The organism is Prevotella multiformis (assembly GCF_018127985.1).
Taxonomy (GTDB): Bacteria; Bacteroidota; Bacteroidia; order Bacteroidales; family Bacteroidaceae; genus Prevotella; species Prevotella multiformis.
Genome location: NZ_CP072357.1, coordinates 308,333 through 331,270, shown reverse-complemented (window position 1 = coordinate 331,270; position 22,938 = coordinate 308,333). Strand labels below are relative to the sequence as shown.

Here is a 22,938-nt window from a genome sequence, read left to right as displayed (position 1 = left end):
GAAGTCATGAAACATCCAGCTGAATCAAGTCCACCGGCATCCGGCACGCCGTCTGACGCTCCACTTCCGCCTGATCGGCTCCGGACAGGCACGCCTCTCTCCCCGAGAGAGGGGCTGGAGCAGGTCTCCAAGCAGGAACTCCGCCGTTATGTCCGCTCTCTCAAGAAGCAGTTTACAAACGAGGAACTGGTCGGCCAGTCGGCCTCCCTCGTCCGGCGCGTCCTGGCTCACCCCCGTCTGCGGGCGGCCGGAACCGTACTGCTCTACAATTCTCTGCCCGATGAGGTCTATACCCACACCCTCATCCGCCGCCTTCATGCCGAGGGAAAGAAGGTACTGCTCCCGGTAGTCATCAGCGATACAGAGATGGAGATACGCCATTACACCTCTCCCGCTTCTTTCAGGGAAAGTTCCTATGGCATTCTCGAACCTGTCGGCGAGGCCTTTACGGACTTCCCTTCCATCACTTTCGCATTGATTCCAGGGATGGCGTTCGATGCCGGACGCCACCGCCTCGGCCGTGGGAAAGGATATTACGACCGCTTCCTTCCCCTCCTCACCAATGCTTACAAACTCGGTATCTGCTTTCCGTTCCAGGCTCTTCCTTCCATCCCGACAGATGAACATGACCAGCTGGTGGATGAAGTGATTTACTGACAATAAGTACTGATAATAAGAATGTGTCAGACAGGCAATCAAGTCCTGAAGATTGCCTGTCTGACACATTTTTTTAGGAATCCGTCGCCTTACCTTATCTATCCCGGGGAAAAAGCCCCCCTGCGGAACGCTTCTCTCTGCTGTCTTTCATTCGCCTCGGCCTTTAACACAGGTCTTCTCCTGACGGCTTCTACCGGTCCTGTCAACCCATGCGGGACTGCCACGGCAACCTGCCGAAGGCGTACGAACAGACCTAACGACAGAAAGGCGGAGCCTTAGCCGATATGCAGGTGCCGCCTGACAGAGAAAATACAAAGACGGTGTATAAGCGGCTTCGGGTCTTCTTGCCCCTGTACGCCCGGCATGGCGTGCCGTACATGCTACCTACCGGTTGCGCAGTTCAACGACATACAGGTCTGACCAGATGGTTATATCCACCGTCAGGGAGACTCCCTCACGCTGGAAACGGAGAACATTCCGCGCCGGCTGGACATGCTGGAGCTGATAGCCGTGCGCCGTCAGCTCCTGTGTGAAGATACGATAGTAAGCCTTGTCCCAGAAGACGATCTGCAACGCCCCTGTCCTGTCGTCGATCACGGCGAGACTGCTGTTATCCTTCTTTGCAAAGAGGCGGTAAAGCGGTTGTCTGGCAGGGGCGAAATCCGTGTCGGGGGCGACGTGCCAGCCCCAGAGCCGGCGTGTGTCAGCAGCTTTGACAACCAGTTCCGTCTGAATCTGCCGGAGACCGTATTGGCTGAAGAGGTAAGGTGCGACGCTCCGCTTTCCTTTCTGCACCTGGTATTGCAGCAGGTCGATGACCGGCATCCGGAGCAAAGGAATGTTCCCCTGTGCGGGCATGCACAGAGGAATCATCAGCAAGAGGGCGAAGGAAAGGAGCCGCCGTCTCATGACAGTCCTTCCAACTCATTGAGCCAGTCGGTCGACATGGCATCCGACGGCATCCGCCAGTCGCCGCGCGGAGAAAGGCTCACACTGCCCACCTTCGGCCCGTCGGGCAGACAGGACCGCTTGAACTGCTGGGAGAAGAAACGGCGGAAGAAGATGCGCAGCCAATGCAGGATCACCCCGTCGGCATAGACACCCTGGAAGGTATTCTGCGCCAGCCAGTAAATCTTCGACGGACGGAAACCGCAGCGGAGGACATAGTAGAGGAAGAAGTCGTGCAGTTCATAGGGGCCGACGAGGTCTTCCGTCTTCTGGGCGATGTCGCCTTTGTCGTCGGCCGGTGTCAGTTCCGGCGAGATCGGCGTATCGACAATATCGTTCAGCGTCCTTCGGGAAGTCTCGTCCACACTGTTCTCCGCCACGTAACGGACAAGATACTGTGTGAGCGTTTTCGGCACACTCACGTTCACGGCATACATGCTCATGTGGTCGCCGTTGTAAGTACACCAGCCCAAAGCCAGTTCGCTGAGGTCGCCTGTACCGATGACAAGTCCGCCCAGCTGATTGCTCAGATCCATCAGGATCTGCGTACGCTCACGGGCCTGTGCATTCTCATACGTCACGTCATGCACGGCAGCATCATGTCCGATGTCCTTGAAATGCTGCAATACAGAAGCGGCGATATTGACTTCACGTATCGTGATGCCGAGGTTCTCCATGAGCGTCATGGCGTTGCGATAGGTACGGTCGGTCGTACCGAATCCCGGCATGGTGACTCCCACGATTCCCTTGCGGTCAAGTCCCAGCTTGTCGAAAGTCCTGACGGCAACGAGCAGGGCGAGCGTGGAGTCCAGACCGCCGCTGATGCCGATGATGACCGTCCGGCAGTTCGTATGGACCAGTCTTTTGGCCAGTCCGCTGACCTGGATGTTGAAGATCTCCTCGCAGACGTCTTTCATGTTCTCCGTGCCGGGAATGAACGGATGGGGCGTAAAGCGGCGTGTGAGCGTGAACTCACGCATGGGATTGGCCGGCGGCAGACAGTCCACCCGCATCCCCAGCTCTCCCGCCTGCCCTGTGATGCCAGCCAGCCCGGCTGCCACGGGACGCTGCGCATTGACGAAGGTACTGTTCGTGCGGCGTTCGCTGCGCAACCGTTCCACGTCGATCTCGGAGATGATCAGCTGTGCATCGAGCCGGAAACGGTCAGACTGCTCCAGCAGCGACCCGTTCTCGAAGATCAGGGCATTGCCACCGTAGACGACATCCTGCGTGCTCTCGCCGAAACCGCAGCTGCTGTAAACGTAACCGCTGATGGTACGCGCACTCTGCTGGGCAAGGAGCGACTTCAGGTAGGCATGCTTGCCAATGAGCTCGTCGCTGGCAGAGAGGTTGAAGATGATTTCCGCACCAGCCAGTGCGAGATGATTGCTGGGCGGTGTCGGCGCCCACACGTCTTCGCAGATCTCGATGGCGAACTTCGCCCCCTGTGCCGTACGGAAAATCTGCATGTCAGGAGTGACGAGGATGCGGTGACCGGCAAAGTGGATGCGCTGTGGGCGCAGGTCCTGTGAAGAGGCAAACCACCGCTTCTCGTAGAACTCGCTGTAATTCGGGAGGAACGTCTTGGCAACGATGCCCAGCAGCCTGCCCTGCTGGATGACCAGCGCACAGTTCAGGAGCAACGGCCCGACGGCGACCGGCGCACCGACGATGGCAGTGATGTCCAGCTGCCGGGTGAAGTCGAGGAGGGACAGGACCGCCTGCTCGGCATTGTCCAGCAACAGCTGCTGATGGAAGAGATCCTGACAGGAATAGCCTGTCAGCGACAGCTCGGGGAAGACAATGACCTCCACGCCTTTCCCTTCGGCGATCGCTATCTGCTTCTCCGTCTCGGCGAGATTGAACTTCGTGTCGGCGACCTTCACTGCGGGAATGGCTGCCGCGACCTTTATAAGACCGTACTTCATAAGACCGTTGTTTTATCTGATTATTACCTGTGTGGCTCCATAGCCGTATTCGCGGAAGGATGCGTCCTGATAAGGATAACGCTTGTATCTGTAGTTCAGCTCGTGGATGATGGCATGGCGCAATACGCCTTCCCCTTTCCCGTGGATGAAGATGAGTTTCATGCCCGGCTGCGACTTGTACTGCTCAAGGGTCCGGCGGAACACCTCCAGCTGATAGTCCAGAATGTCGGCCGCCGACATGCCCGCCGTCGTTTCCAGCAACTGGCCGGCATGGAGGTCGATGACTATCTTGTCGGCATTGAGCACCTGCTTCGCCGGCTTCCTGCCTTCTCCGCCGTAACGCAGGGAAAGTTCTCCCTTCTTCTTCTCAAACGCCTCTCTGGCAATACGGCTCGGAGCAGGACTGCCGCCCTTCAGCTTCGCCGCCGCCTCGTCCTCCGGCCTGCTTGTCAGCGGTTCGAGCATCGGATGGCCGCCGGGTCTGTCTTTCTCTACCAGCGTATAGACCAGCGCCGGCTGCTCGAAGAACACGCTCTCACGGAAGGTGTTGAGTTTGTAGAACTTCACTGCATCTATGTTTACCTGGATGTCGCAGGCCGGCTTGAGCGTGAAGGGCCTGTCCTTCTTGTAAGCATGGAACTGGATGCAGCCGTGCAGCATGCCGTTGAGGTCGGCAAGCGTAAAGTCCTCGACAAGCAGTTTCATGTTCGGTTCCAGTTCGCCTGCCCTCTTGAGGTTCCACTGCTCCTCATCCTTCACGGCGTAGGCGAAGTGGATGTAATAGTTGGAATCGTTGACGAGATACGACTGGAAGCGGGTGGTCGAGAGGTTCTTTACATCAGCAGGCATGAAGGCCAGATAGACCGACAGTCCGTCGCCCCCCGCCCGTTCTTTCACCGGAGCCACAAAGTTGATGGAGGGGGCGTCGTCAGGCTGCGCATCGGCATCTGCCTCACGCCAGTTCTCTTCCGTCCCTTCTTCATCCGTGTCTGCGGCGGCAAGACGCTGCCTGATGCTGCGTCTGTCCTCACCTTTCTCTATCCTGCGCTGCTGCTGGTCGATACGCAATCTGGCACGATCGGCTGCGGTGTCTTCCACCACGACAACCTCACTGGCAGGTGTCGGTATCTGGAATCCGTCTTCGTCTTCGACCAGTACGAGCCGGCCTTTGAAACCTGCGATGACGCCACCGCCGGTATCACTCAGAAATCTGACTTTGTCTCCTATTTTCATGTCTTTACTGTTGTTTGAAATTAAATGGGCGGTACGACCGGTTCTGCAAGCCATACCTGCCGGTACGGAGCCGGCTGTCCAGAAGGCTGCGCCCGGCCGGTCCGCATCCCTGTCACCCACGGCCGGGAGTATTGTTCCCAACGGCCGGTACCCGCGTTCCCAACGTCCGGTACGCGTGTTCCCGACCGGTTGGGAATCTTCGTCCCGGCGGTGTCACGGAATCAGCAGGGACGAGTCGCCGTAGCTCAGGAAGCGGAATTCGTGGCTGAGCGCATAATCGTAGATCTTGCGCCAGTCGCCTTTCACGAAGGCACTGACCAGGAGCAGCAGCGTGGATTGCGGCTGATGGAAATTGGTCACAAGGATCTTCACAATCTTGTAGTCATATCCCGGGGCTATGATGATCTGTGTGCTTGAATGCAGCACGTCCAGGCCGTCTCTGTCCAGATAGGCGAGCAGCTGCCTGACGGCATCTTCTACGGTCACCGCCCTGCCGTCCACTTCCACCAGTCCCTCCGCATTATGCGGCAGGTCGTAAGGTTCCCATTGGTCGACATGGAGATCTTTCTCGGCCGCATCAGGATCTGACACGAGCTTGACACCCATGTAATAGAGGCTTTCCAGCGTGCGGACACTCGTCGTCCCTACGGCAATGGCACAGCAGCCGTGCTTCAGGAGCTTTTCCAAGGTCTGCCGGCGGACGACGACAAACTCTGTATGCATGCTGTGTCCTTCGATCTCACGGCTCTTCACCGGCTTGAAAGTGCCGGCCCCCACGTGGAGCGTCAGTTCCTCCCGGTCGATTCCGTGTCCGTCCAAGGATTTCAGCACCTTGTCCGTGAAATGCAGCCCTGCCGTCGGTGCGGCCACAGAGCCTTTGACCTTGGAGTAGACCGTCTGGTAAGTTTCCTTGTCACTCTCCTCGGTGGCGCGGTTGAGATAGGGCGGGATGGGCAGTTCGCCCACCGCTTCGAGGATTTCGGCAAACGACACGTTCGTATTGTCCCACTCGAAGCTGATCCAGTGATGGGTGCCGCCTGCCAGTTCCTGTTCCCTGCTGCGGTCCATGGCCGCCGTGAGCGTCAGCCTGTGTCCCTTGATCTCAAACACACGCTTCAGCGACCCCTCCTTCCATTTCTTGAGGTTGCCGACCATGCAGAGCCATGCACACGCATGGTTCGTCTGGAACATCAGTTCGTAGTCGGTAGGCCGGGCCGGCTCCATGAGGAACACCTCGATGAGGGCCCCCGTCTCCTTGCGGAAGTGCATGCGCGCCTGGATGACCTTCGTGTTGTTGAACACCATCAGCGCCCCTTCCGGCAGATATTCCGGAAGACGGTAGAATGTATCTTCCGACACCTCTCCATGCCTGTAAAGCAGGAGTTTGCTGTGGTCGCGCTCGGCCAGCGGGAACTTGGCGATACGACTGTCGGGAAGCGGATAACTGTAATCGGAAATGCAGATATGCTTTGTATCTTCAGCCATGATTTTCTGTTTATATGGATAAGACGGCACGGAAAGCCGCATAGATGAATGTCAGCAGGAGGATGCAGAGGACGGCGTCAACATCGGCGAAACTGTAACCTGTCCGCGTGTACTTGGTGGATATATAGTGCAGCTTGTCGCTGCACCGGATATAGAGGCGGCGGTACAGACCGTAGACGAACACGGCGACGGCCGAACCGGACAACATGCCGGTGAGGACATCGGAGGGATAGTGTACGCCGAGATAAAGCCGCGTGAGCGAGACGACGGTGCTCCATGCAACCAGGATGGCGGTGAAGAAGCGGTCGCGTACCAGCAGGGCGAAGAATACCGCCACGACAAAGGCGTTGGCCGCATGGGAGGAGAAGAAACTGTAACCCTCCGCCCGGTAGTGCTCCGCCGGAACGACAAGTCCTTGCAGGCCGGGGGCTTCCAGAGGCCGGAGCCGGGCAACGAAGGGCTTGACGAAAGCAAGATTGGCGCCGTCGACGATCATCAGCCCCAATGCTACCGCGCCGATGACGAGTACGATCTTGAGCCAGTTCTCATTGTTCTTGACGACCAGATAGAGCAGGGACACATAGAAGGCTATCCATGTGTAGGCGGATGTCAGCGTGAGCACAAAATAGTCCATGAAGAGGTTGCCGCTTCCATTGAAAGCGAGCAGCACCGTTTTGTCCAGTTCTTGCAGAGCGTCTAAATCCATCGTCCGGGTCTCCTGTGGAAATGTGTGTTAAATCGCCTCTATATGTCGGGTTCTGACCCATCCCTGCCGGCCGTCGCTCAGCTGGATCTCCGTCCACTGGCTCATGCTGTGGTCGATGATCCTGACCTTGGAGCCCTCATGCAGGATGAAGGCTTCAGCCGATTGCTGGTCGGGGGTCTTCCTCACAACGGCGGAGGACGACATGATGATGCCATGGTCGTCCGAATCCAGCAGATATACCTGCTGGACGGCAAAGAAAGTATCCAGCAGGAACAGGAAGAAGAAGACGGGCACCGCCGCCTTTGCCGCCTTGCGGAAGCTATCCGACTCGACGAAAAGGTAAACGACAAGGGCGGCGAGCGACAGGAACAGACAGGCAAGGCTCAGGAAAGCCCAGCAGTCCACGCTCAGGAAATTGACCAGCGCCTTGTACCACGTGACGAAGAACATCTCCGACTCCGGGGTCAGGTTGTCGATCGTCTTCGACTGTGCCAGCTGGAGATTGAAGCGGATATCCTCGTCGCTGGGGGCGAGGAGCTGTGCCCGCTCATAGGACAGGACGGCATGGGGGATGTTGTCAAGCCGGTAATAGCTGTTGCCGAGATTGTAATACAGGGCGGCCGATTCACCTTGCTTCAGCAGCTTCTCATAGCCTCTGACCGCCTGCTGGTAATTGCCTTTCTGATACATCTTGTCGACATCGGCCTTTGTCTGTGCAGAGAGCTGCAGGGAGCAGACCGACAGACAGACAAGAAGGAAGCAGAGATGCTTCTTCCTTGCGGGGGGATTCGTTCCTTTGATCGCCTCTTCCATGTCGGCGATCGCCTTCATGGCCGTGCCAAGTGTCCGTTTCATATTTCCTTTCTCATCGCCTGGAGCATACCGTTCGAACTCACATTCGTCAATGGCTGCAATGTAATTGCCGATGACCTCCTTCGATACGCTGATCTTGTCGAGCTGTCCGCTGATGTTGTCACGTGACAGCTGTTCAACCGGCAGGTTCAGTTTATCGGCGGCATACCCCCACAGGGTCTGCAGCACTTCGTCGTAGAACTCAAGGTTCTTGTTCTTCAACATCAGCAGCTCGGCTTCGTGCAGACGGCCGGAAGCGATGCGGTTGGCATTCTTCCCGCGCTTCAGCACCATGTCCACACGGTGGGCGAAACGGTCACGGTAGCAGAAAGAAAGGATGCCGCCCGTGCCCAGCAGCAGGATGAGGAGGACATAATAGACTGCCGAACCGAAGAAGAGGTTGCCGACCTTGTCGAGCGAGCTATCGCCTGTCTTCAGAGGCAATATGTCTTCGTTGGGCAGGTCGACAGACAGGATGTCCTTGGCAGTACCGTCGCCTCTTGCCACCTTCAGGTCCATGGGAGCGGTCTGGAGCGTGACGTATCTCTTCTGCGCCAGGTCGTAGTAGCACAGTTTTACGGGAGGAATGGAGACGACTCCTTCCTGACGGGGTACGACGACCTGATCGTAAATCATGTTGCCCTCCGCCCCTTTTGTGGTCAGCTGCGTCTTGTCGGTTGTCTTGACATCGTACGCTTCAAAGCCCTTGGGGAGCTGGATAACCGGCTGTCTGATCAGCTTCAGGTTGCCCGTTCCGCTGACCACCACACGGATGGTCACCGGGTCGCCAGCCTTCACCTCCTTCTTGTTGAGCTGGGCGGAGAGGTTGAAATGACCGACGCCGCCGGAGAAGTCGGCAGGCCGGGCTGGCAACGGAAGCACTTTGACAGACAGTCCCGGGGCGACGATGTTCTTCTTGATGTTCGTCGTCCCGCCGTCAATGCCGAATGCTTCAAACGGATTGAAGCCGTTGGACTCCTGGATGATGCCATGGAAAGTCAGGGAAGGGACCTTCAAAGTCCCGGTCATCTGCGGATACATGACGTATTCACTCCAGGTGACACAGTTATAGACCCGGTTTCCGACACGCTCCCGATGAAAGGTCTTCTGCTGGGGCAGGTCCACTTCCTGTACGAGGAAGCCGGCCAGGTCCGGCATCTTGCCCATCAGCTGTCGGAGATTCTTCGTCGTATAGACCTTATAGGTAAGCAATACCGGTTCCTGCTCGTAGACGGTGGTCTTGTTGGCACTCACCTTGATGAACAGGTCTTTGGACGAGATGGTGGTGGCCGGCGACCGTGGGTCGTCCTGCGGGTCATAATAGCCGCCGCCGGATGCCGCTCTCGATACATTCGCACTGCCGGATGCGCTGACCCTCACAGGGGTTGAGGCCAGCTCCTGTCCGTTTACGTTGATGCGGGCAGGCCCGATGCTCAGCATTCCTTTCCTTGTCGCCACGAAGACATAGGTGAACGAGACAGAAGACGAGCTGCTCGCATGGCCGTCGATGAACTGGAAGTTGGATTGGGAGGAGGTCGCCGGGCCGTAAACTTTCTCAAGGCCGCCCGACAACTTCCCCAGCTGGAACCGATGGATGTCCTGCGTATATACGGTATATTCAACCTGAAATTCCTCGCCCACCGCCACGTGTTTGGGTGCCGTCACCCGTACACGCTGCGCCTGCATGGTGCAGACACTCAACAATACGAGAAACAAAAATATATATCGTTTCATATCTTCAATATTACCAGTTCTTTTCGAGTTTTCTGTCAGAAGGCTGCCGCATTGCCTTGGACAACCGTTCCTGCGTTTCCTTTTCCTGCTGTCTGGCAGCATTGAGCAACTGCTCGGCATTGTCCTTGCTCATACTCTGATCATCCTGCTGGCGGTTGTTCTTCTGATTCTTGTTCTGCTGCTTTTGATTCTTGTTCTGCTGCTTGTCTTTCTTCTTGTCGGATTTGTTCTTCCCGCCGCCGGAGGACTGCTTCTGCTTCTGCTGCCGTCGCTGCTGGCGTTGACACAGTTCAAGGTTGTAACGCGCATTCCTGTGATGAGGATTACGCCGCAAAGCGTTCTTGTAGGCTTCTATGGCCTTGGCATACTCTTTCTCTCCCTGAAAGACAGTTCCGAGATTGTTATAGCTGCTCGCCTGACGGACGGGATCCTTCTCCAGCCGTGCCGCCTTCTCATACTGTTTCCGGGCTTCATCATTCTTCTTCTGCGCCTGCAGGCTTCTGCCCAGATTGTAGCCGGCAATTGCATTGCCGGGATCTTTGTCGACAGCCTTCCGGTAAAGTACTTCCGCCTGCGCATAGCGCTTCGAGGAGAAAAGTCTGTTGCCTTCCCTTGTAAGCTGGCTGGCAGTCTGTCCCTTGGCCGAGACAAGTACCATCAGCAGATAGATTATGAAATAAAGTCGTCTTGCCATTACTTTTCAACTTTTCTTTCTTTCAAGTACCAGAACATCAACCATGAGCAGAATGACGGCAAGGAGCGCCAGAGCCTGGAACTGCTCGTCGAAATCGCTGTAAACCACGTTGTTGATCTCCCCTTTCTGCAGTTTGCCGAGTTCTCTTCCGAGGACGGCGTCCGCCACGTTGCTGTTGTCTACATGGACATATACCCCCTGTCCGGCTGCGGCTATCTGCCTGCACATCTCTTCATTGAGATGCGTCTTCACGGGTTCACCGTCCGATGTCTTCAGCTCACTTCCGTCAGGCATCGGGATGACAGCTCCCTGCCTGGAGCCGATTCCCAGGATGAAGACCTTGATGCCTTTGCTCCGTGCCTGTTTCGCCATCGCCTCTGCACCGCCCTCATTGTCTTCACCGTCTGTAATCAGGATGATTGCCTTGCCCGCTTTCGAGTTCGGCGTAAAACTGTTGGCGGCAAGCTGGAGCGCCTTTCCGATGTCTGTCCCCTGTGTGCCGATCAACGAAGGGTTGATGTTGTCCAGGAACATCTTGGCGGACACATAGTCGCTTGTTATCGGAAGCTGCACGAAAGCCTCACCTGCAAAGACAATCAGTCCGATCTTGTCTTCGCTGAATCTGCTCATCAGGTTCTCCACCAGCAGTTTGCTCTTTTCCAGACGAGAGGGTGCCACGTCTTCGGCAAGCATGGAGTTGCTGATGTCCAGTGCGATGATCGTCTCTATCCCTTCCCGATGCTTGTTGGTGGCGAGTTTGCTGCCGATCTGCGGACGGGCGATAATCAGTACGAGCAGCAGCAGGATCCCTTCGGACAGTATGAATTTGATCCACATCCTCCTCAGGCTTTTCATCGGAGAAAGCTGGCGTATAAGTGCCGGGTTGCCGAATCTCCTTATTCTCCGCCCGTATTTACGCACAGAATACAAGTAGATGACTGCTGACAACGGGACCAGCAGCAACAGCCACAGATATATGGGATTGTCAAATCTAAACATGCTTCAATCAATCTTGTTAGACAGGTACACGAATGCGATTCGGGACAGACAGGCAGAGAGCCTCACGGCAGCCGCCTGAATACGGTCCACCGGAGCAGCAGTTCCAGACAGAAGACAATCAGCGCCAGCCAGGCAAAAGGTATGTAAGCCTCGTGCAGGCGGCTGTAAGACTTCATGTTCATCTTCGTCTTCTCGAGTTTGTCTATATCCTGATAGATTCTCGACAGCTCCGCCTGGCTCTGCGCCCGGTAGAACTCGCCGTTTGTCGATACGGCGATGTTCTGCAGCGCCCTGTAGTCGATGGCTCCGATCTCTTCTCCCGTCTCCCTGCCGAAGCCGATCGTGTAGACCCTGATGCCGAACTTCTTTGCTATGGCGGCGGCGGTCATCGGCGATATAGAACCGACGTTGTTGCTGCCGTCGGTCAGCAGAATGACGATCTTGCTCTTGGCTTTCGAATCCTGCAGACGGCTGACAGCATTTGCCAGTCCCATGCCGATGGCGGTCCCGTCTTTCATCAGACCGCTTGTGACGAGGTCTGGACGGACGTTATGGAGAAGATTCAGAAGAGCCGCATGGTCAAGTGTCATAGGACATTGGGTAAACGCCTCACCGGCGAAAATCGTCAGCCCGATGTTGTCGTTGGGACGGCTGCTGATGAACTCGGAGGCCACTTCCTTGGCGACGGCCATGCGGTTCGGGTACACGTCATCCGTCAACATGCTTGCCGACACATCCATCGTCAGCATAATATCGATGCCTTCCGTCTCCTTGTCATCCCATGCGTCATAGGTCTGCGGGCGTGCCAGGACAATGACGGTCAGCGCATAGACCATGCACCGCAGCGCCATAGGGAGGTGGATCATCCTCACCCTCCAGCTTCTGGGAGCATGCTGATAAGCGAAAGTGTCGCTCAGCCGCATCGTCGGTTCTTTCCCTTTACCACGGAGGAAATACCATAACAGGTACGGTATCAGCAAAAGCAGTAAAAGGAGGTATCCACTATTGGCAAATTCCATTTCTACATTCTCTTTTTAATATCACATCAGTAGTGCATAGGCTTCAGAAGCGGTGTAGAGGAGCAAAGCCACAGAGGCGGCAATAAGCAGTCCTATCGCCAGTCTGAGCACCTTGCGGGAACGGCTGTCCCTTGCCTCCTCCCCGCCGTCTGCGCCTGTAACGGCCGCTGGGGTCTCTTCCTTCTTTGTCCTTTCGATGAACCGGACGACACTGTCCAGATAGAAGTCCATGTCATTCTCCCCCGTCGAGTATTTGGCAAACTTCACGAGGTCGGCCGTGTCGAACACCTCCCGCAACCCGGCGACATCCGCCTCGCTGCACTGCCCGTCCAGACTCTCCAGTATATCGCCGGAAGTCATTTCCAGCGCATTGATTCCGAAACGCTGCGCCAGATAGGTTCTGAGGGCAAGCGTCACATCCGTATAGTATGCCTTCTGCTCGGCATACATACGTTTCCTGGCCCGTATCTCCTCCAGTTCCAGCCTTGCTTTTTCATAGGGGGACAATATACGCTGGTGCTTCTGCCGTTTCCGACCGATCTTCCTGTTACGGAGAATCCTGTAAAGACAGAACGCCACGCCCAGCAGGACAAGTGCCAATGCGCCCAGCAGCATCACCGGCAGCCATTCGCCCCATGAGAAAGGAACCTGCTGGATGTCATCGGGCGGCATCGGCGTGTTCCGTACCGTATCAACAGGAATGGTGCGGACTTCCAGTACAAGGGGCCGGGTCCTGTCCGCCTTCCCGTTCACGACAATCTCCTGTGCCGGAATCGTGTATCGTTTCGCCTCCCATGCCGTCAGCGTATAGGTACGTCTTACAAGCTGGCGCCCCGACCGCTCGGCTGTGCTGCTGCCGCTTTTCAGAATCTCTATGCCGGGAGCGACGGGCTTCGTGCGGGTGTAGTTCGGAAAAAACACTTTCGCCCCCCGGGGTACATCCGCCTCAATGACGAGGTGTGCCTGCCCGCCGATCAGTATCCGGACCGTATCGAGACTTGCCTTGACACCGGTCTGCGCCTGACAGACCGCCGTCAGGGCGAGCAACTTGATTATGACTATATATTTCCTCATCGGCTTCTCTTTTCAAACAGTGTCATCAGCATCTTCACGTAATCATCATCCGTCGCCACGGCCATGCTGTCCACACGGCTCTGGAACAAGGTCTCATGAAGCCGCTGCTCCCTTTCCTCCCAATACGCATTGTGCTTTCTCCGCAGGCGGATGTCATGCGTGTCAATATACATCTCATGCCCCGTCTCGGCATCCACGACCTTCATCAGTCCCACGTCAGGCATCTCCTTCGCCCGGGGGTCGTACACCTGAATCGCCACGACATCATGCTTCTTGCTGGCTATACGGAGTTCCTGGCTGAAATCCTTTCGGGTATAGAAGTCGCTGATGACAAAGGCCGTGCAGCGCCGCTTCATCACCTTGTTGAGGCATTCCAGACCGGTGCCGACATCCGTTTTCCTGCTTTCAGGCGTGAAGGTGAGCATCTCACGGATAAGATAAAGGATGTGCTTCCGTCCTTTCTTCGGGGCAATATACTTCTCGACATGGTCGGAGAAGAAGATAATCCCTATCTTGTCGTTGTTCTGGATGGCCGAGAAAGCCAGCGTCGCGGCGATCTCCGTGGCACATTCCCGCTTCAGCTGGCCGGTGGTACCGAAGTCGAGCGAACCGCTGACATCTATCAGCAGCATCACCGTCATCTCCCGTTCCTCCTCGAAGACCTTGACGTAAGGCCGGTGGAAACGCCCCGTGACATTCCAGTCAATATCCCGCACATCATCGCCGTACTGATACTCGCGCACCTCCGAGAAGGCCATGCCGCGCCCCTTGAAGGCAGAGTGATACTGCCCCGCAAAGATGTTCCGGCTCAGTCCCAATGCCTTGATTTCGATCTTACGGACCTTTTTCAGCAATTCAGTCGTATCCATATACAATGATGATAACCTCTTTTTACATGCCTGACGTTCTCTTTCTCCGGTCGGAGACTACGGCACCTGCACCTTGTTGATAACCTCACTGATGATCTTCTCGGTCGTAAGATCGGCGGCCTCCGCCTCGTATGACAGTCCGATTCTGTGACGGAGAACGTCGTGTGCGACGGCGCGCACGTCTTCCGGAACGACATAGCCGCGATGCTTGATGAAAGCGTAGGCACGGCTTGCCTTGGCAAGGTTGATGCTGGCACGGGGACTCCCGCCGAAAGTAATCATCTGCGTCAGTTCCGGCAGCTGATAGCGTTCAGGGTAGCGTGTGGCGAAGACGATGTCGGCGATATACTGCATGATCTTGTCGTCGATATATACGTCTTTCACCACCCTGCGCGCCGCAAGGATCTCATCCGCACCGATGACCGGCAGGACTTCAGGCATCGCCTCCTGGAGATTCTCACGGATGACGAGTTTCTCTTCCTCCAGTGTAGGATAGCCGATGACGACCTTCAGCATGAAACGGTCTACCTGCGCCTCGGGCAGCATGTACGTGCCTTCCTGTTCGATCGGGTTCTGTGTCGCCATGACAAGGAACGGATCCGGCAGGTTGAAAGTGGTGTCGCCGATCGTCACCTGGTGCTCCTGCATGGCTTCCAGCAATGCGCTCTGGACCTTGGCGGGGGCACGGTTGATCTCGTCGGCAAGGACGAAGTTGGCGAACACGGGGCCTTTCTTCACGTGGAACGACTCATCCTTCTGCGAATAGATCTGCGTGCCGACGACGTCTGCCGGCAGCAGGTCCGGTGTAAACTGAATGCGGCTGTAGTGTGCGTCGATCAGCTGCGAGAGCGTCTTGATGGCAAGTGTCTTCGCCAGACCGGGGACACCCTCGAGCAGGATATGCCCGTCGCTGAGCAGTGAGATGAGCAGCGAGTCAACCAGGTGCCTCTGTCCGACGATCACCCGGTTCATTCCTGTCGTAAGGTTTGTCACAAAGGAACTCTGGCGTTCAATACGTTCATTCAACGCTCTGATGTCAATGGATTCTGCCATTATCTTACGAATTATACGGTACTGTTTATTTCTGTTTCAATGAGAGGCAAAAGTACAACATAAAAGCGGACGGAGCGAATAATAGTGTCTAAATTATATTAAAATAGGACGTGTGGGAGATTAACGATTACAAAACAGGTTGTCCTGACCAAGGGAATCCGCCCCTCCATGTTCCAACGTCATGGTACAGAATTTTCCCGGCCGACCGTCAGTGAGAACCGTCGGAAAATACGGCCACGGATGTACCGCCTCATACACCCCGGCCTCATCCCAGGGCTATACAGCAAAAAAAGACGGAAACCCTTTGCATAAAGGATTTCCGCCTGTTTCTCGGAGGGTGGGACTCGAACCCACGACATTCAGAACCCGAAGTTGATGCCCTTTAAAATTTCTTCTCTACCACTTGAATACCACTAAGGCGGTTATACTTTGCAAAGATATTGGTTTCTTTTCTTCTATATCTTTTATCTTTTGTGAGTTAACCGATCACTCGGTTGTTGTTCAATCACCTTATATTGGCTTTCTGTGCCTGTAGTATCAATGCTATCTGCCATAATTCGCATGATAGCTTCGTTGAATGCTGCACAGGCACACCCGACCTTTTCTTCAAACTCTTTGTCATAGCCAAATAGTTTATTTTGCACATTGCTTAACTTAGCGTAACACTCATCTTAATATTACCTCTCTCATAGTGTTTCTAAATGTTGTTGCTATTTGTTTCTTAATCACAATGTAAATGCGATGGTTACGATCATGCAAAACTAGTAAACCGTGTAAAATATGTATGATCCTGATAACCGTTAGTAAACAAGGGCTCTTTATGCTCCTGACATTACGTAAATTGACAAAACGTTGATTTTAATCAACAGAACACCAAAATATTTGCATTATTCATTTCTTCTTTATACTTTTGCAGGGTAGTCTATAATCAAAATATATAATATGGACATAAAAAAAGTAATAAAGAGGTATGGCTACACAATAGAAGATGTAGCGAAGAGAATGGGAATTTCAAGGGTCACACTTAGCCAGAATATGAGCCGTAACCCAACAGTTGGCACATTGGAACGCATTGCAAATGCTATTAATTGTAGCGTAGGAGAGTTCTTTGCGGATGAAAAAGACATACCCAATACTATCATTTGCCCCCATTGTGGGAAAATAATCAAGTTCGAAAAAGTGTAATAAGGTATGGGGAAAATTAGAAAACTTACAGTTCTCTCCACCGAAATTTCTGTGGTAGAGGGTATTAATAGTGATGATTTCATCTGTCTAACAGACATGGTGAAAGCGTCAGAAGATGATGGCAGGGCAGCTGATATAATAAAGAATTGGATACGCAATAGAGCGACGATTGAATTTCTTGGGGCATGGGAGAGCCTTTATAACCCTAAATTTAAAGTGGTCGAATTTGACCACTTTAGAAAATCAGCTGGTCTACCAACTTTTACAATGAGTGTTGCAAATTGGGTAGAAAGTACTGGTGCTATAGGAATTTATTCCAAGTCAGGAAGATATGGGGGAACTTATGCACATAAGGACATTGCATTTGAATTTGGCGCAGCTATTAGTCCTATGTTTAAGTTATACCTCATCAAGGATTACCAACGACTAAAGGAAGAAGAGAGTAACCCCGCCTTATTGCAATGGCATGCGAAGAGGTTTCTTTCAAAGGCAAACTATGCAATACACACAGATGCCATTCAAATGCAACTAAAACATCTTGGATATAAAAAAGCAAAAGAAATTTTGGTATATGCTCAAGAGGCAGATATGCTGAATGTTGTTGTGTTTGGCTGTACAGCAAAGGAATGGGAATCAAAGAATCCACAATTAGCAAGGAAAAGATTTAATATTCGAGAAACAGCATCTGTAGCTCAATTGTTGGTTCTCTCTAATTTGGAAACTATTAATGCGGAATTTATTAAAAAAGGCATCTCACGTTCTGAAAGATTCAGAGCTTTACTAAAGATTGCGGAAGAACAATTAGAAACTCTCAAAAAAAGAGAAATAGACAGCCAATTTCGCAAACAGTTCCCAGAAAATAATGTAGGTAAGCTTTTAAATGGCAATGACATAGTTAATCGACATAACGGGATGGAACAATGAAATTACCAAATGACACTTTATATCTGCCTATCAAACAGGTGTATTTCGACCAAATAATAGCTGGTACGAAAAAAGAAGAGTTCAGAGAAATTAAGATGGGTATCACGGCTAATAAATACTTGCAACGGGTAATGGACGATAATGGCAACCCTGTTAAAGATACCAACGATACAGAGGGGTATGTAAGAGATTTAGAGCATACAGACCCGAATGTATCAAAGTACTGGATAGATGACTATAATAACGGTCATTTTCCATTCAAGCCGTATCCATACACGAAACTATATCTTGCAGTAGGCTATGCAAAAGAACGTGATACGGCTCTCGTTGAGATTGACGGGTATAGATTTATCCCTGAAATGATACGAGCAGATAAGTATGCATTTTGGGTGATTGCCTACCATATAGGAAAAGTGTTAGAAGTCCATAAAAAGTGAAACCTTATTCATTTACTCATCTACATTTTGCCGAAAGTCCGAGCAGGTAGTATACAGCACCATTAATTCGGTACATGTTGCAGATATAACGCTTGCGCAGGTTACTTTTGCAGCTTGTGGGTAATGGCACGTCTCAATCCTTGTGGCATTTTTCCGGGCACGGATGTACCGCCTCATACACCCCGGCCTCATCCCAGGGCTATACAGCAAAAAAGACGGAAACCCTTTGCATAAAGGATTTCCGCCTGTTTCTCGGAGGGTGGAGGGTGGGACTCGAACCCACGACATTCAGAACCACAATCTGACGCTCTAACCAACTGAACTACATCCACCGTGTTGACTGTTTTCCACGACCGCAAAGGCCGTTTCATTTTAGCGAGTGCAAAGGTACGGGTTTTATTTGTTTCAAGCAAATATTTCCCGTACTTTTTTGCATTTATCTGTTATTTCGCAGGTGCGGCAGGAGCAGCAGGAGCCTGTGCGGCACCCCCCTTTGCAGCCGGGGCAGCCTGCTTCTGCTGGCTTGCACCGAAGTTAGGCAGGTTGTTGGGGTTCGTCGTGCTGCCTTCCGTCGCCGCCTTCTCGATCACGCTCTCATCGGTGTCTGCGGTAGGTGCTACGTAAGCACTGGCTACACTGATGACGACCATGGCGATGGCCAGACCCCATGTCGTCTTCTCAATGAAGTCGGTGGTCTTGCGGACGCCCATGATGGCATTAGAGGATGAGAAGTTCGATGAGAGACCGCCGCCCTTGGACTCCTGGATCAGCACGACCCCTATCATCAGAAGAGCAGCAATCACGATAAGGATTACGAATAACGTGTACATTTTCTTGTCTTATTTTTTATTGTTGTTTATTATCAGTTTCTCCAAAAAACGCATTTGGTCTGCAAAGTAACGATTTTTTTTCGGATAAACCAAATTTAATCGCTTAATTATTTCCAATGCCTTCTCATAACGGCCTTGTTTGATATATATTCTTGCCAGCGTCTCCGTAAAATAGCCAGTATCCTCATTCTCAACCTCTTCTATCCCGTCAGGTTCGTCGGGTTCGTACTCGGTCTCTTCCTGTAAGGTAATCTTCCCGCCCTCGTTGAAGATGAAATCGTCTATGAGTTCCTGCCCTTTCAGCTGGGGGGCCGCCTCTTTCTGCTGCTCGATTTCGCTCTCCAGCAGATAGGCCACATAGTCTACCGTAGCATCGGCAGGAGTCGGCCTGCGGGGAGCACCGCCTTTTCCCGATTCCTTTTCTTCTTCGGGAATCTGTTCGAGGAAGTTGTCGATGAGCGAACTGGTACGGTCTTCCTTCCCGCTGTCCTGCACAGCCTCCTCCCCTCCGGACGCTCCTTTCTGCGTGCGCTGCGGAGCCAGCTGGTAATGTGCTTCCTCCACGAGCCGGAAGAGGGTACTCCGGTCAGAGACGTACACTGCCGCACGGCGCAGCTCATCATCAAAGGTGGAATCGTGCAGCAGAAAGAGATTCCGCAGCAGCAGGATGCGCGCCGGCTGGTAATAAGGATAGAGCGCAAGCATGCTCCGGAGACCGTAGAGGGTCTCCTTGTTCAGATTCTCCGGATGACGAATGAGATAGGCTATATCCATAGAAGTGGTGGCTGATGATGGTCTGCGAGGATGGGCAGGGCGGGAACTACCAGTTGGCGACGGTTGCATTGAATATCTGGTCCGTAAGGTCTTTCACCATCTGCGTGACGAGTTCCTCCTGCACTGAGTTCAGGCTCCGGCTCGTCTCATAGCTTGCCGTCGCCGTAAACTGCCGCTCGAAGTCTTCGTTGTGATTCGTGTTGTTCGTAAAACGCACATTGACCGTGATGGAGAGTTCCGTCTGGGCCGAATACCCTTCACTCGACACGCTCTTGTTCCGCTGCTGATACTGCGTGATCTCCCCCTCGATCTTCATGTCTCCATTGCGCTTCACCTGCTGCAGGCGGGTGTGGTTGGCGAAGACATCCTTCAGCTGGTTGTTGAACATCAGCCCCATCGGTCCCCATACATAAGTGGAACGGATAGGGAAATCGGCAATCTGTATCGTGTGTACCTTATTGTAGTCGATGCTTGCACCATTGAATTTGTAAGATACGCCGCAGGCGGTCAGCAGCAGCAGACAGACGGCTGCCAGTCCCCGGGCCAGCGGGCGGACCGCAGCGTGCCTCATCCCCGCCCTCTTCATGTTGCGGGCATACGGAAATCCTCTCATAGTCCTTCGTTTTAATCTTTGTCTAATCCGTACTGCCTGATGCGCCGGTAGAGCGTACGGTCGCTGATGCCGAGTTCCTGTGCCGCCTTCTTCCGGTTGCCGTTGTTGCGTTCCAGAGCCTTCTCCACCAGCTGCCGTCCCATATCGTTCAGGTTCAAGGTCTCCGGTTCGGAAATTTCCTCTGCCTCGGCATCCTCTACCTGTCCGATAGCGGCCGGCGGATTGAGGGTCGGCTTGTCCGCCGTGGCGGGGAGATTGGAGACTGTCGGCGGAGCGGACCGGAATCCGCGCGCCCCATTGAGCTGCCGGCTCTCTTCGAGCTGCTTGCGCACATTGTTGAGGTCGCGCCGCAGGTCGCTCACGTTCCCTCTCAGCTCATAAAGGATCTTGTAGAGGATTTCACGCTCGCTCTCGTAGGTATGCGTACCGGCAGGCTGCACCGTGGACAGCTCCGTGCTGTCCTGGTCGCGCGGGATGAAGTGGAGCAATGTCTCGGCGTCGATCTCCCGCTTCTCACTGAGGACGGACATCTGTTCCGTGATGTTCTTCAGCTGGCGGACGTTGCCCGGCCACTTGTACTGCAGCATGATCTGGCGTGCCTCGCCGGTAAGCGTAATCTTCGGCAGACGGTACTTCTCCGCCATCTGCATGGCGAAAAGACGGAAAAGCAGGATGATGTCCTCGCCCCGGTCACGGAGCGGCGGCATCTGGATGGGAATCGTATTCAGACGGTAGAACAGATCCTCACGGAACTTCCCCTCACTGACGGCCTTGCGCATGTTGACGTTGGTGGCGGCCACGATGCGCACATCCGTCTTGCGGATCTCCTGACCGCCCACACGGATATACTCGCCGGTCTCCAGCACACGGAGCAGCCGGGCCTGCGTCGCCAGGGGCAGTTCGCCCACCTCGTCGAGGAAGATTGTTCCCTTGTTGGCAATGCCGAAGTAGCCTTCGCTCTCTCCGATGGCACCCGTGAAGGAGCCTTTCTCGTGCCCGAAGAGTTCGCTGTCGATGGTCCCCTCCGGGATGGAGCCGCAGTTGACGGCAAAATACTTCTCGCGGCGACGGGGAGAATTGTCATGGATGACACGGGGGATAATCTCCTTGCCTGCACCGCTTTCGCCGATGATCAACACGGACAGATCCGTGGGCGCCACCTGCAAGGCGACATCCAGGGCGTGGTTCAGTCCGTCGCTGTTGCCGACAATATTATATCGCTGTTTGGTTCGTTGCAGTTCTGTTGTATTCATTTAACTGACAAAATTACCTATTATATTTGACATAACTGCAATTTTGGCAGACTTTAACAACTTTCCCCCGATTCTCCTGCCCTACTTGAACCTGCCGGGCAGGTTTTACCGTAAGTCGGAAAGCGGTCAACCCGGGTCGTCCAGCTACATACGGTCAACAATATTTGAACACAAGTCCCCGACCCGCCAGCCAAGTTTGAAAACAAGACGAAAGCGGTCTACCCGGAACATGAAACCGCACCGGCCGCCACGGCCGGAGGGTCGGGAACCGGATTCCCAGGCACTGGGAACAGGACTCCCAGACCTTGGGAACAGGATTCCCAGCCGGTTGGGAACACCAGTCCCATACACAGGAACGGAGACTCCTGACGGCTGCCTCGTCCCATGCGCTTCAAGAGGAAAAAGGACAGCGGCCGTCCCGTACGCACCTGCACAGCAGAAGACGGCACCGGAAGCTGCCGGCGAACAAGAACCCGGCTTAAAAGGACCTGTTCCGCTCCAGCTTGATCAGCAGCAGACCGACAGCCGTCCAGATGAGTTCACGGATGCGGACAAGAAGGGCTACGAAGACGCCGGCACTGGCGGAAAGTCCCAGACCGGTGACCGACATGAGGAAGCCTCCCTCACGGCCACCCAACTGCAGGGGCATGAAGAAGAGCATATTGGCAAAAAGGGATGTGAAAGCAAGGATGAGAATACAGTCAAGGTAATTGACAGACGGAAGTAGAACCAGAAGGATGAAGAAAATCTCCAATGCACTGCAGATCCGGCAGGAGAGTTCGAGCAACACGACGGTAAGGAACGTGCGGGGATTCTGGTTGTGGAGCGAGGCGATCTGCCTGTCTATCTTGTCAAGCTCGTCCTTGTGACCCGCGACAAACGGCCCCGCCCACCTCTTTATGAAAGGAAGATGACGTACAAGATTCATCACACGTACCGCCAGCCCTTTCCTGTAGCCCGTGAGAAAGAACCAGATGGCAGACACGCAGAACACGCCGGCCAGCGTGAGCATCGCACCCATGAAGAGACTGACAGGCTGTGTGAAGAGATACAGGAACAGGGAGAGAAGCCAGAACCAGAAATGACTGAAGATGTGGGTCATGGCATAGAGAACGACGGATGACGTAGCACGCTCTGCCCCGATTTTCGGCGTCAGCTCCATGATACGGTAAGGCTCGCCGCCCATCAGTCCGCCCGGCGTCGCATAATTGAGTGCGAACCCTGACACCGTAACCTTGTAAAGCCAAAGGAACGAAACGCGTCGCCGTTCCGCCGGGTCGACGGTCTGACTGCGGATGATCGTCAGCCAGGCCGACGTATTGAAGAGGTACAGCAACGCCCACAGGACAACCACAGCAAGAAACCAGTAGCCGGCATGCTGCAGATTGTGCCACACATCGGCGAAGTCGAGCTGTGTCACCATGATGACAAGGACGACCAGGCCGAAGACGAAGAAGATGTTCTGATACTTCTTTTCCATAAACAGTTCCTGACGAAGAAATCAAGCAAGACGCTCACGGGGGCGGACATCCGTCCTGGCACAGAAGAAAGACCTCGGAGCCCCCGGCGGCATGGTCTCTCTGCCTGCACAACGCCGGGAGAGCCGGCCTGCCCGAAGCCGTGCCTTCAGTCAAGATGCCGCTGCAGCCCACGGACTCCATCACTTCCTGG

General features: G+C 54.1%; 22 protein-coding genes and 1 tRNA gene. 4 read left to right on the top strand and 19 right to left on the bottom strand.

Translation table 11 applies throughout. The features are described from left to right. Positions 1–6: 6 nt before the first annotated feature. Positions 7–657: a 5-formyltetrahydrofolate cyclo-ligase gene (locus J4864_RS01265; RefSeq protein WP_007368345.1), complete on the top strand. Its 651-nt coding sequence runs from the start codon at positions 7–9 to the stop codon at positions 655–657. A 384-nt stretch (positions 658–1,041) separates the two neighbouring features. Here J4864_RS01265 and J4864_RS01260 read toward each other — a convergent pair whose 3' ends face one another. From J4864_RS01260 to J4864_RS01200, 13 genes are all read right to left on the bottom strand, one after another. Beyond that, positions 1,042–1,566 carry a hypothetical protein gene (locus tag J4864_RS01260; RefSeq protein ID WP_007368344.1) on the bottom strand — a complete coding sequence of 175 codons (525 nt, stop codon included), beginning with the start codon at positions 1,564–1,566 and terminating at the stop codon, positions 1,042–1,044. Beyond that, complete coding sequence (locus tag J4864_RS01255; RefSeq protein WP_007368343.1) at positions 1,563–3,533, bottom strand: NAD(+) synthase; 1,971 nt, start codon at positions 3,531–3,533, stop codon at positions 1,563–1,565. Before J4864_RS01255 ends, J4864_RS01260 begins: the two co-directional genes overlap by 4 nt. A 12-nt stretch (positions 3,534–3,545) precedes the next feature. Further along, positions 3,546–4,766, bottom strand: coding sequence for a DUF2027 domain-containing protein (locus J4864_RS01250; protein WP_211814319.1), 1,221 nt, complete (start codon positions 4,764–4,766; stop codon positions 3,546–3,548). 213 nt (positions 4,767–4,979) lie between these two features. Beyond that, entirely contained in the window at positions 4,980–6,251 is a 1,272-nt protein-coding gene (locus J4864_RS01245; protein ID WP_007368341.1) for an S-adenosylmethionine:tRNA ribosyltransferase-isomerase, read from the bottom strand. Between the two features lie 10 nt (positions 6,252–6,261). Further along, positions 6,262–6,957: a phosphatase PAP2 family protein gene (locus tag J4864_RS01240; protein WP_007368340.1), complete on the bottom strand. Its 696-nt coding sequence runs from the start codon at positions 6,955–6,957 to the stop codon at positions 6,262–6,264. Positions 6,958–6,984: 27 nt separating this feature from the next. Continuing rightward, entirely contained in the window at positions 6,985–9,543 is a 2,559-nt protein-coding gene (locus tag J4864_RS01235; protein WP_007368339.1) for a BatD family protein, read from the bottom strand. Between the two features lie 10 nt (positions 9,544–9,553). Next, positions 9,554–10,237, bottom strand: a complete 684-nt coding sequence (locus J4864_RS01230) for a tetratricopeptide repeat protein (protein ID WP_007368338.1) — start codon at positions 10,235–10,237, stop codon at positions 9,554–9,556. Positions 10,238–10,243: 6 nt separating this feature from the next. Then, positions 10,244–11,236, bottom strand: a complete 993-nt coding sequence (locus J4864_RS01225) for a VWA domain-containing protein (protein ID WP_007368337.1) — start codon at positions 11,234–11,236, stop codon at positions 10,244–10,246. A gap of 62 nt (positions 11,237–11,298) precedes the next feature. Next, positions 11,299–12,255: a vWA domain-containing protein gene (locus J4864_RS01220; protein WP_211814318.1), complete on the bottom strand. Its 957-nt coding sequence runs from the start codon at positions 12,253–12,255 to the stop codon at positions 11,299–11,301. Between the two features lie 21 nt (positions 12,256–12,276). Further along, positions 12,277–13,329, bottom strand: coding sequence for a BatD family protein (locus tag J4864_RS01215; RefSeq protein WP_211814317.1), 1,053 nt, complete (start codon positions 13,327–13,329; stop codon positions 12,277–12,279). Continuing rightward, positions 13,326–14,198: a DUF58 domain-containing protein gene (locus J4864_RS01210; RefSeq protein WP_211814316.1), complete on the bottom strand. Its 873-nt coding sequence runs from the start codon at positions 14,196–14,198 to the stop codon at positions 13,326–13,328. Before J4864_RS01210 ends, J4864_RS01215 begins: the two co-directional genes overlap by 4 nt. Before the next feature lie 57 nt (positions 14,199–14,255). Further along, positions 14,256–15,251, bottom strand: a complete 996-nt coding sequence (locus tag J4864_RS01205) for an AAA family ATPase (RefSeq protein WP_007368333.1) — start codon at positions 15,249–15,251, stop codon at positions 14,256–14,258. A 464-nt stretch (positions 15,252–15,715) separates the two neighbouring features. Then, positions 15,716–15,895: a hypothetical protein gene (locus J4864_RS01200; RefSeq protein WP_211814315.1), complete on the bottom strand. Its 180-nt coding sequence runs from the start codon at positions 15,893–15,895 to the stop codon at positions 15,716–15,718. Between the two features lie 298 nt (positions 15,896–16,193). On the opposite strand from J4864_RS01200, the gene J4864_RS01195 reads away from it, so the two are divergent. The 3 genes from J4864_RS01195 to J4864_RS01185 are packed head-to-tail and all read left to right on the top strand — an operon-like array spanning position 16,194 to position 17,797. Continuing rightward, positions 16,194–16,436, top strand: coding sequence for a helix-turn-helix domain-containing protein (locus J4864_RS01195; RefSeq protein ID WP_211814314.1), 243 nt, complete (start codon positions 16,194–16,196; stop codon positions 16,434–16,436). Between the two features lie 6 nt (positions 16,437–16,442). Then, a complete protein-coding gene (locus J4864_RS01190; protein WP_211814313.1) occupies positions 16,443–17,360 on the top strand; it encodes a KilA-N domain-containing protein in 918 nt (305 codons plus the stop codon). Then, positions 17,357–17,797: a hypothetical protein gene (locus J4864_RS01185; protein ID WP_211814312.1), complete on the top strand. Its 441-nt coding sequence runs from the start codon at positions 17,357–17,359 to the stop codon at positions 17,795–17,797. The genes J4864_RS01190 and J4864_RS01185 overlap by 4 nt, the downstream gene beginning before the upstream one ends. Positions 17,798–18,054: 257 nt before the next feature. Here the strand turns inward: J4864_RS01185 and J4864_RS01180 are convergent. The 6 genes from J4864_RS01180 to J4864_RS01155 form a co-directional block, all read right to left on the bottom strand. Further along, positions 18,055–18,130, bottom strand: a tRNA-His gene (locus J4864_RS01180). Between the two features lie 110 nt (positions 18,131–18,240). Beyond that, a complete protein-coding gene (secG, locus tag J4864_RS01175) occupies positions 18,241–18,627 on the bottom strand; it encodes a preprotein translocase subunit SecG (RefSeq protein ID WP_211814311.1) in 387 nt (128 codons plus the stop codon). A 9-nt stretch (positions 18,628–18,636) separates the two neighbouring features. Continuing rightward, the gene (locus J4864_RS01170) at positions 18,637–19,401 is read right to left on the bottom strand and encodes a DUF8458 domain-containing protein (protein ID WP_211814310.1); all 765 of its coding nucleotides are present in this window, start codon (positions 19,399–19,401) and stop codon (positions 18,637–18,639) included. Positions 19,402–19,447: 46 nt separating this feature from the next. After that, positions 19,448–19,972: an LPS assembly lipoprotein LptE gene (gene lptE / locus J4864_RS01165; RefSeq protein ID WP_211814596.1), complete on the bottom strand. Its 525-nt coding sequence runs from the start codon at positions 19,970–19,972 to the stop codon at positions 19,448–19,450. A gap of 53 nt (positions 19,973–20,025) precedes the next feature. Continuing rightward, a complete protein-coding gene (locus J4864_RS01160) occupies positions 20,026–21,267 on the bottom strand; it encodes a sigma-54 interaction domain-containing protein (RefSeq protein ID WP_211814309.1) in 1,242 nt (413 codons plus the stop codon). A 478-nt stretch (positions 21,268–21,745) separates the two neighbouring features. Continuing rightward, a complete protein-coding gene (locus J4864_RS01155; protein ID WP_007368323.1) occupies positions 21,746–22,747 on the bottom strand; it encodes a lysylphosphatidylglycerol synthase transmembrane domain-containing protein in 1,002 nt (333 codons plus the stop codon). Positions 22,748–22,938 lie beyond the last annotated feature (191 nt).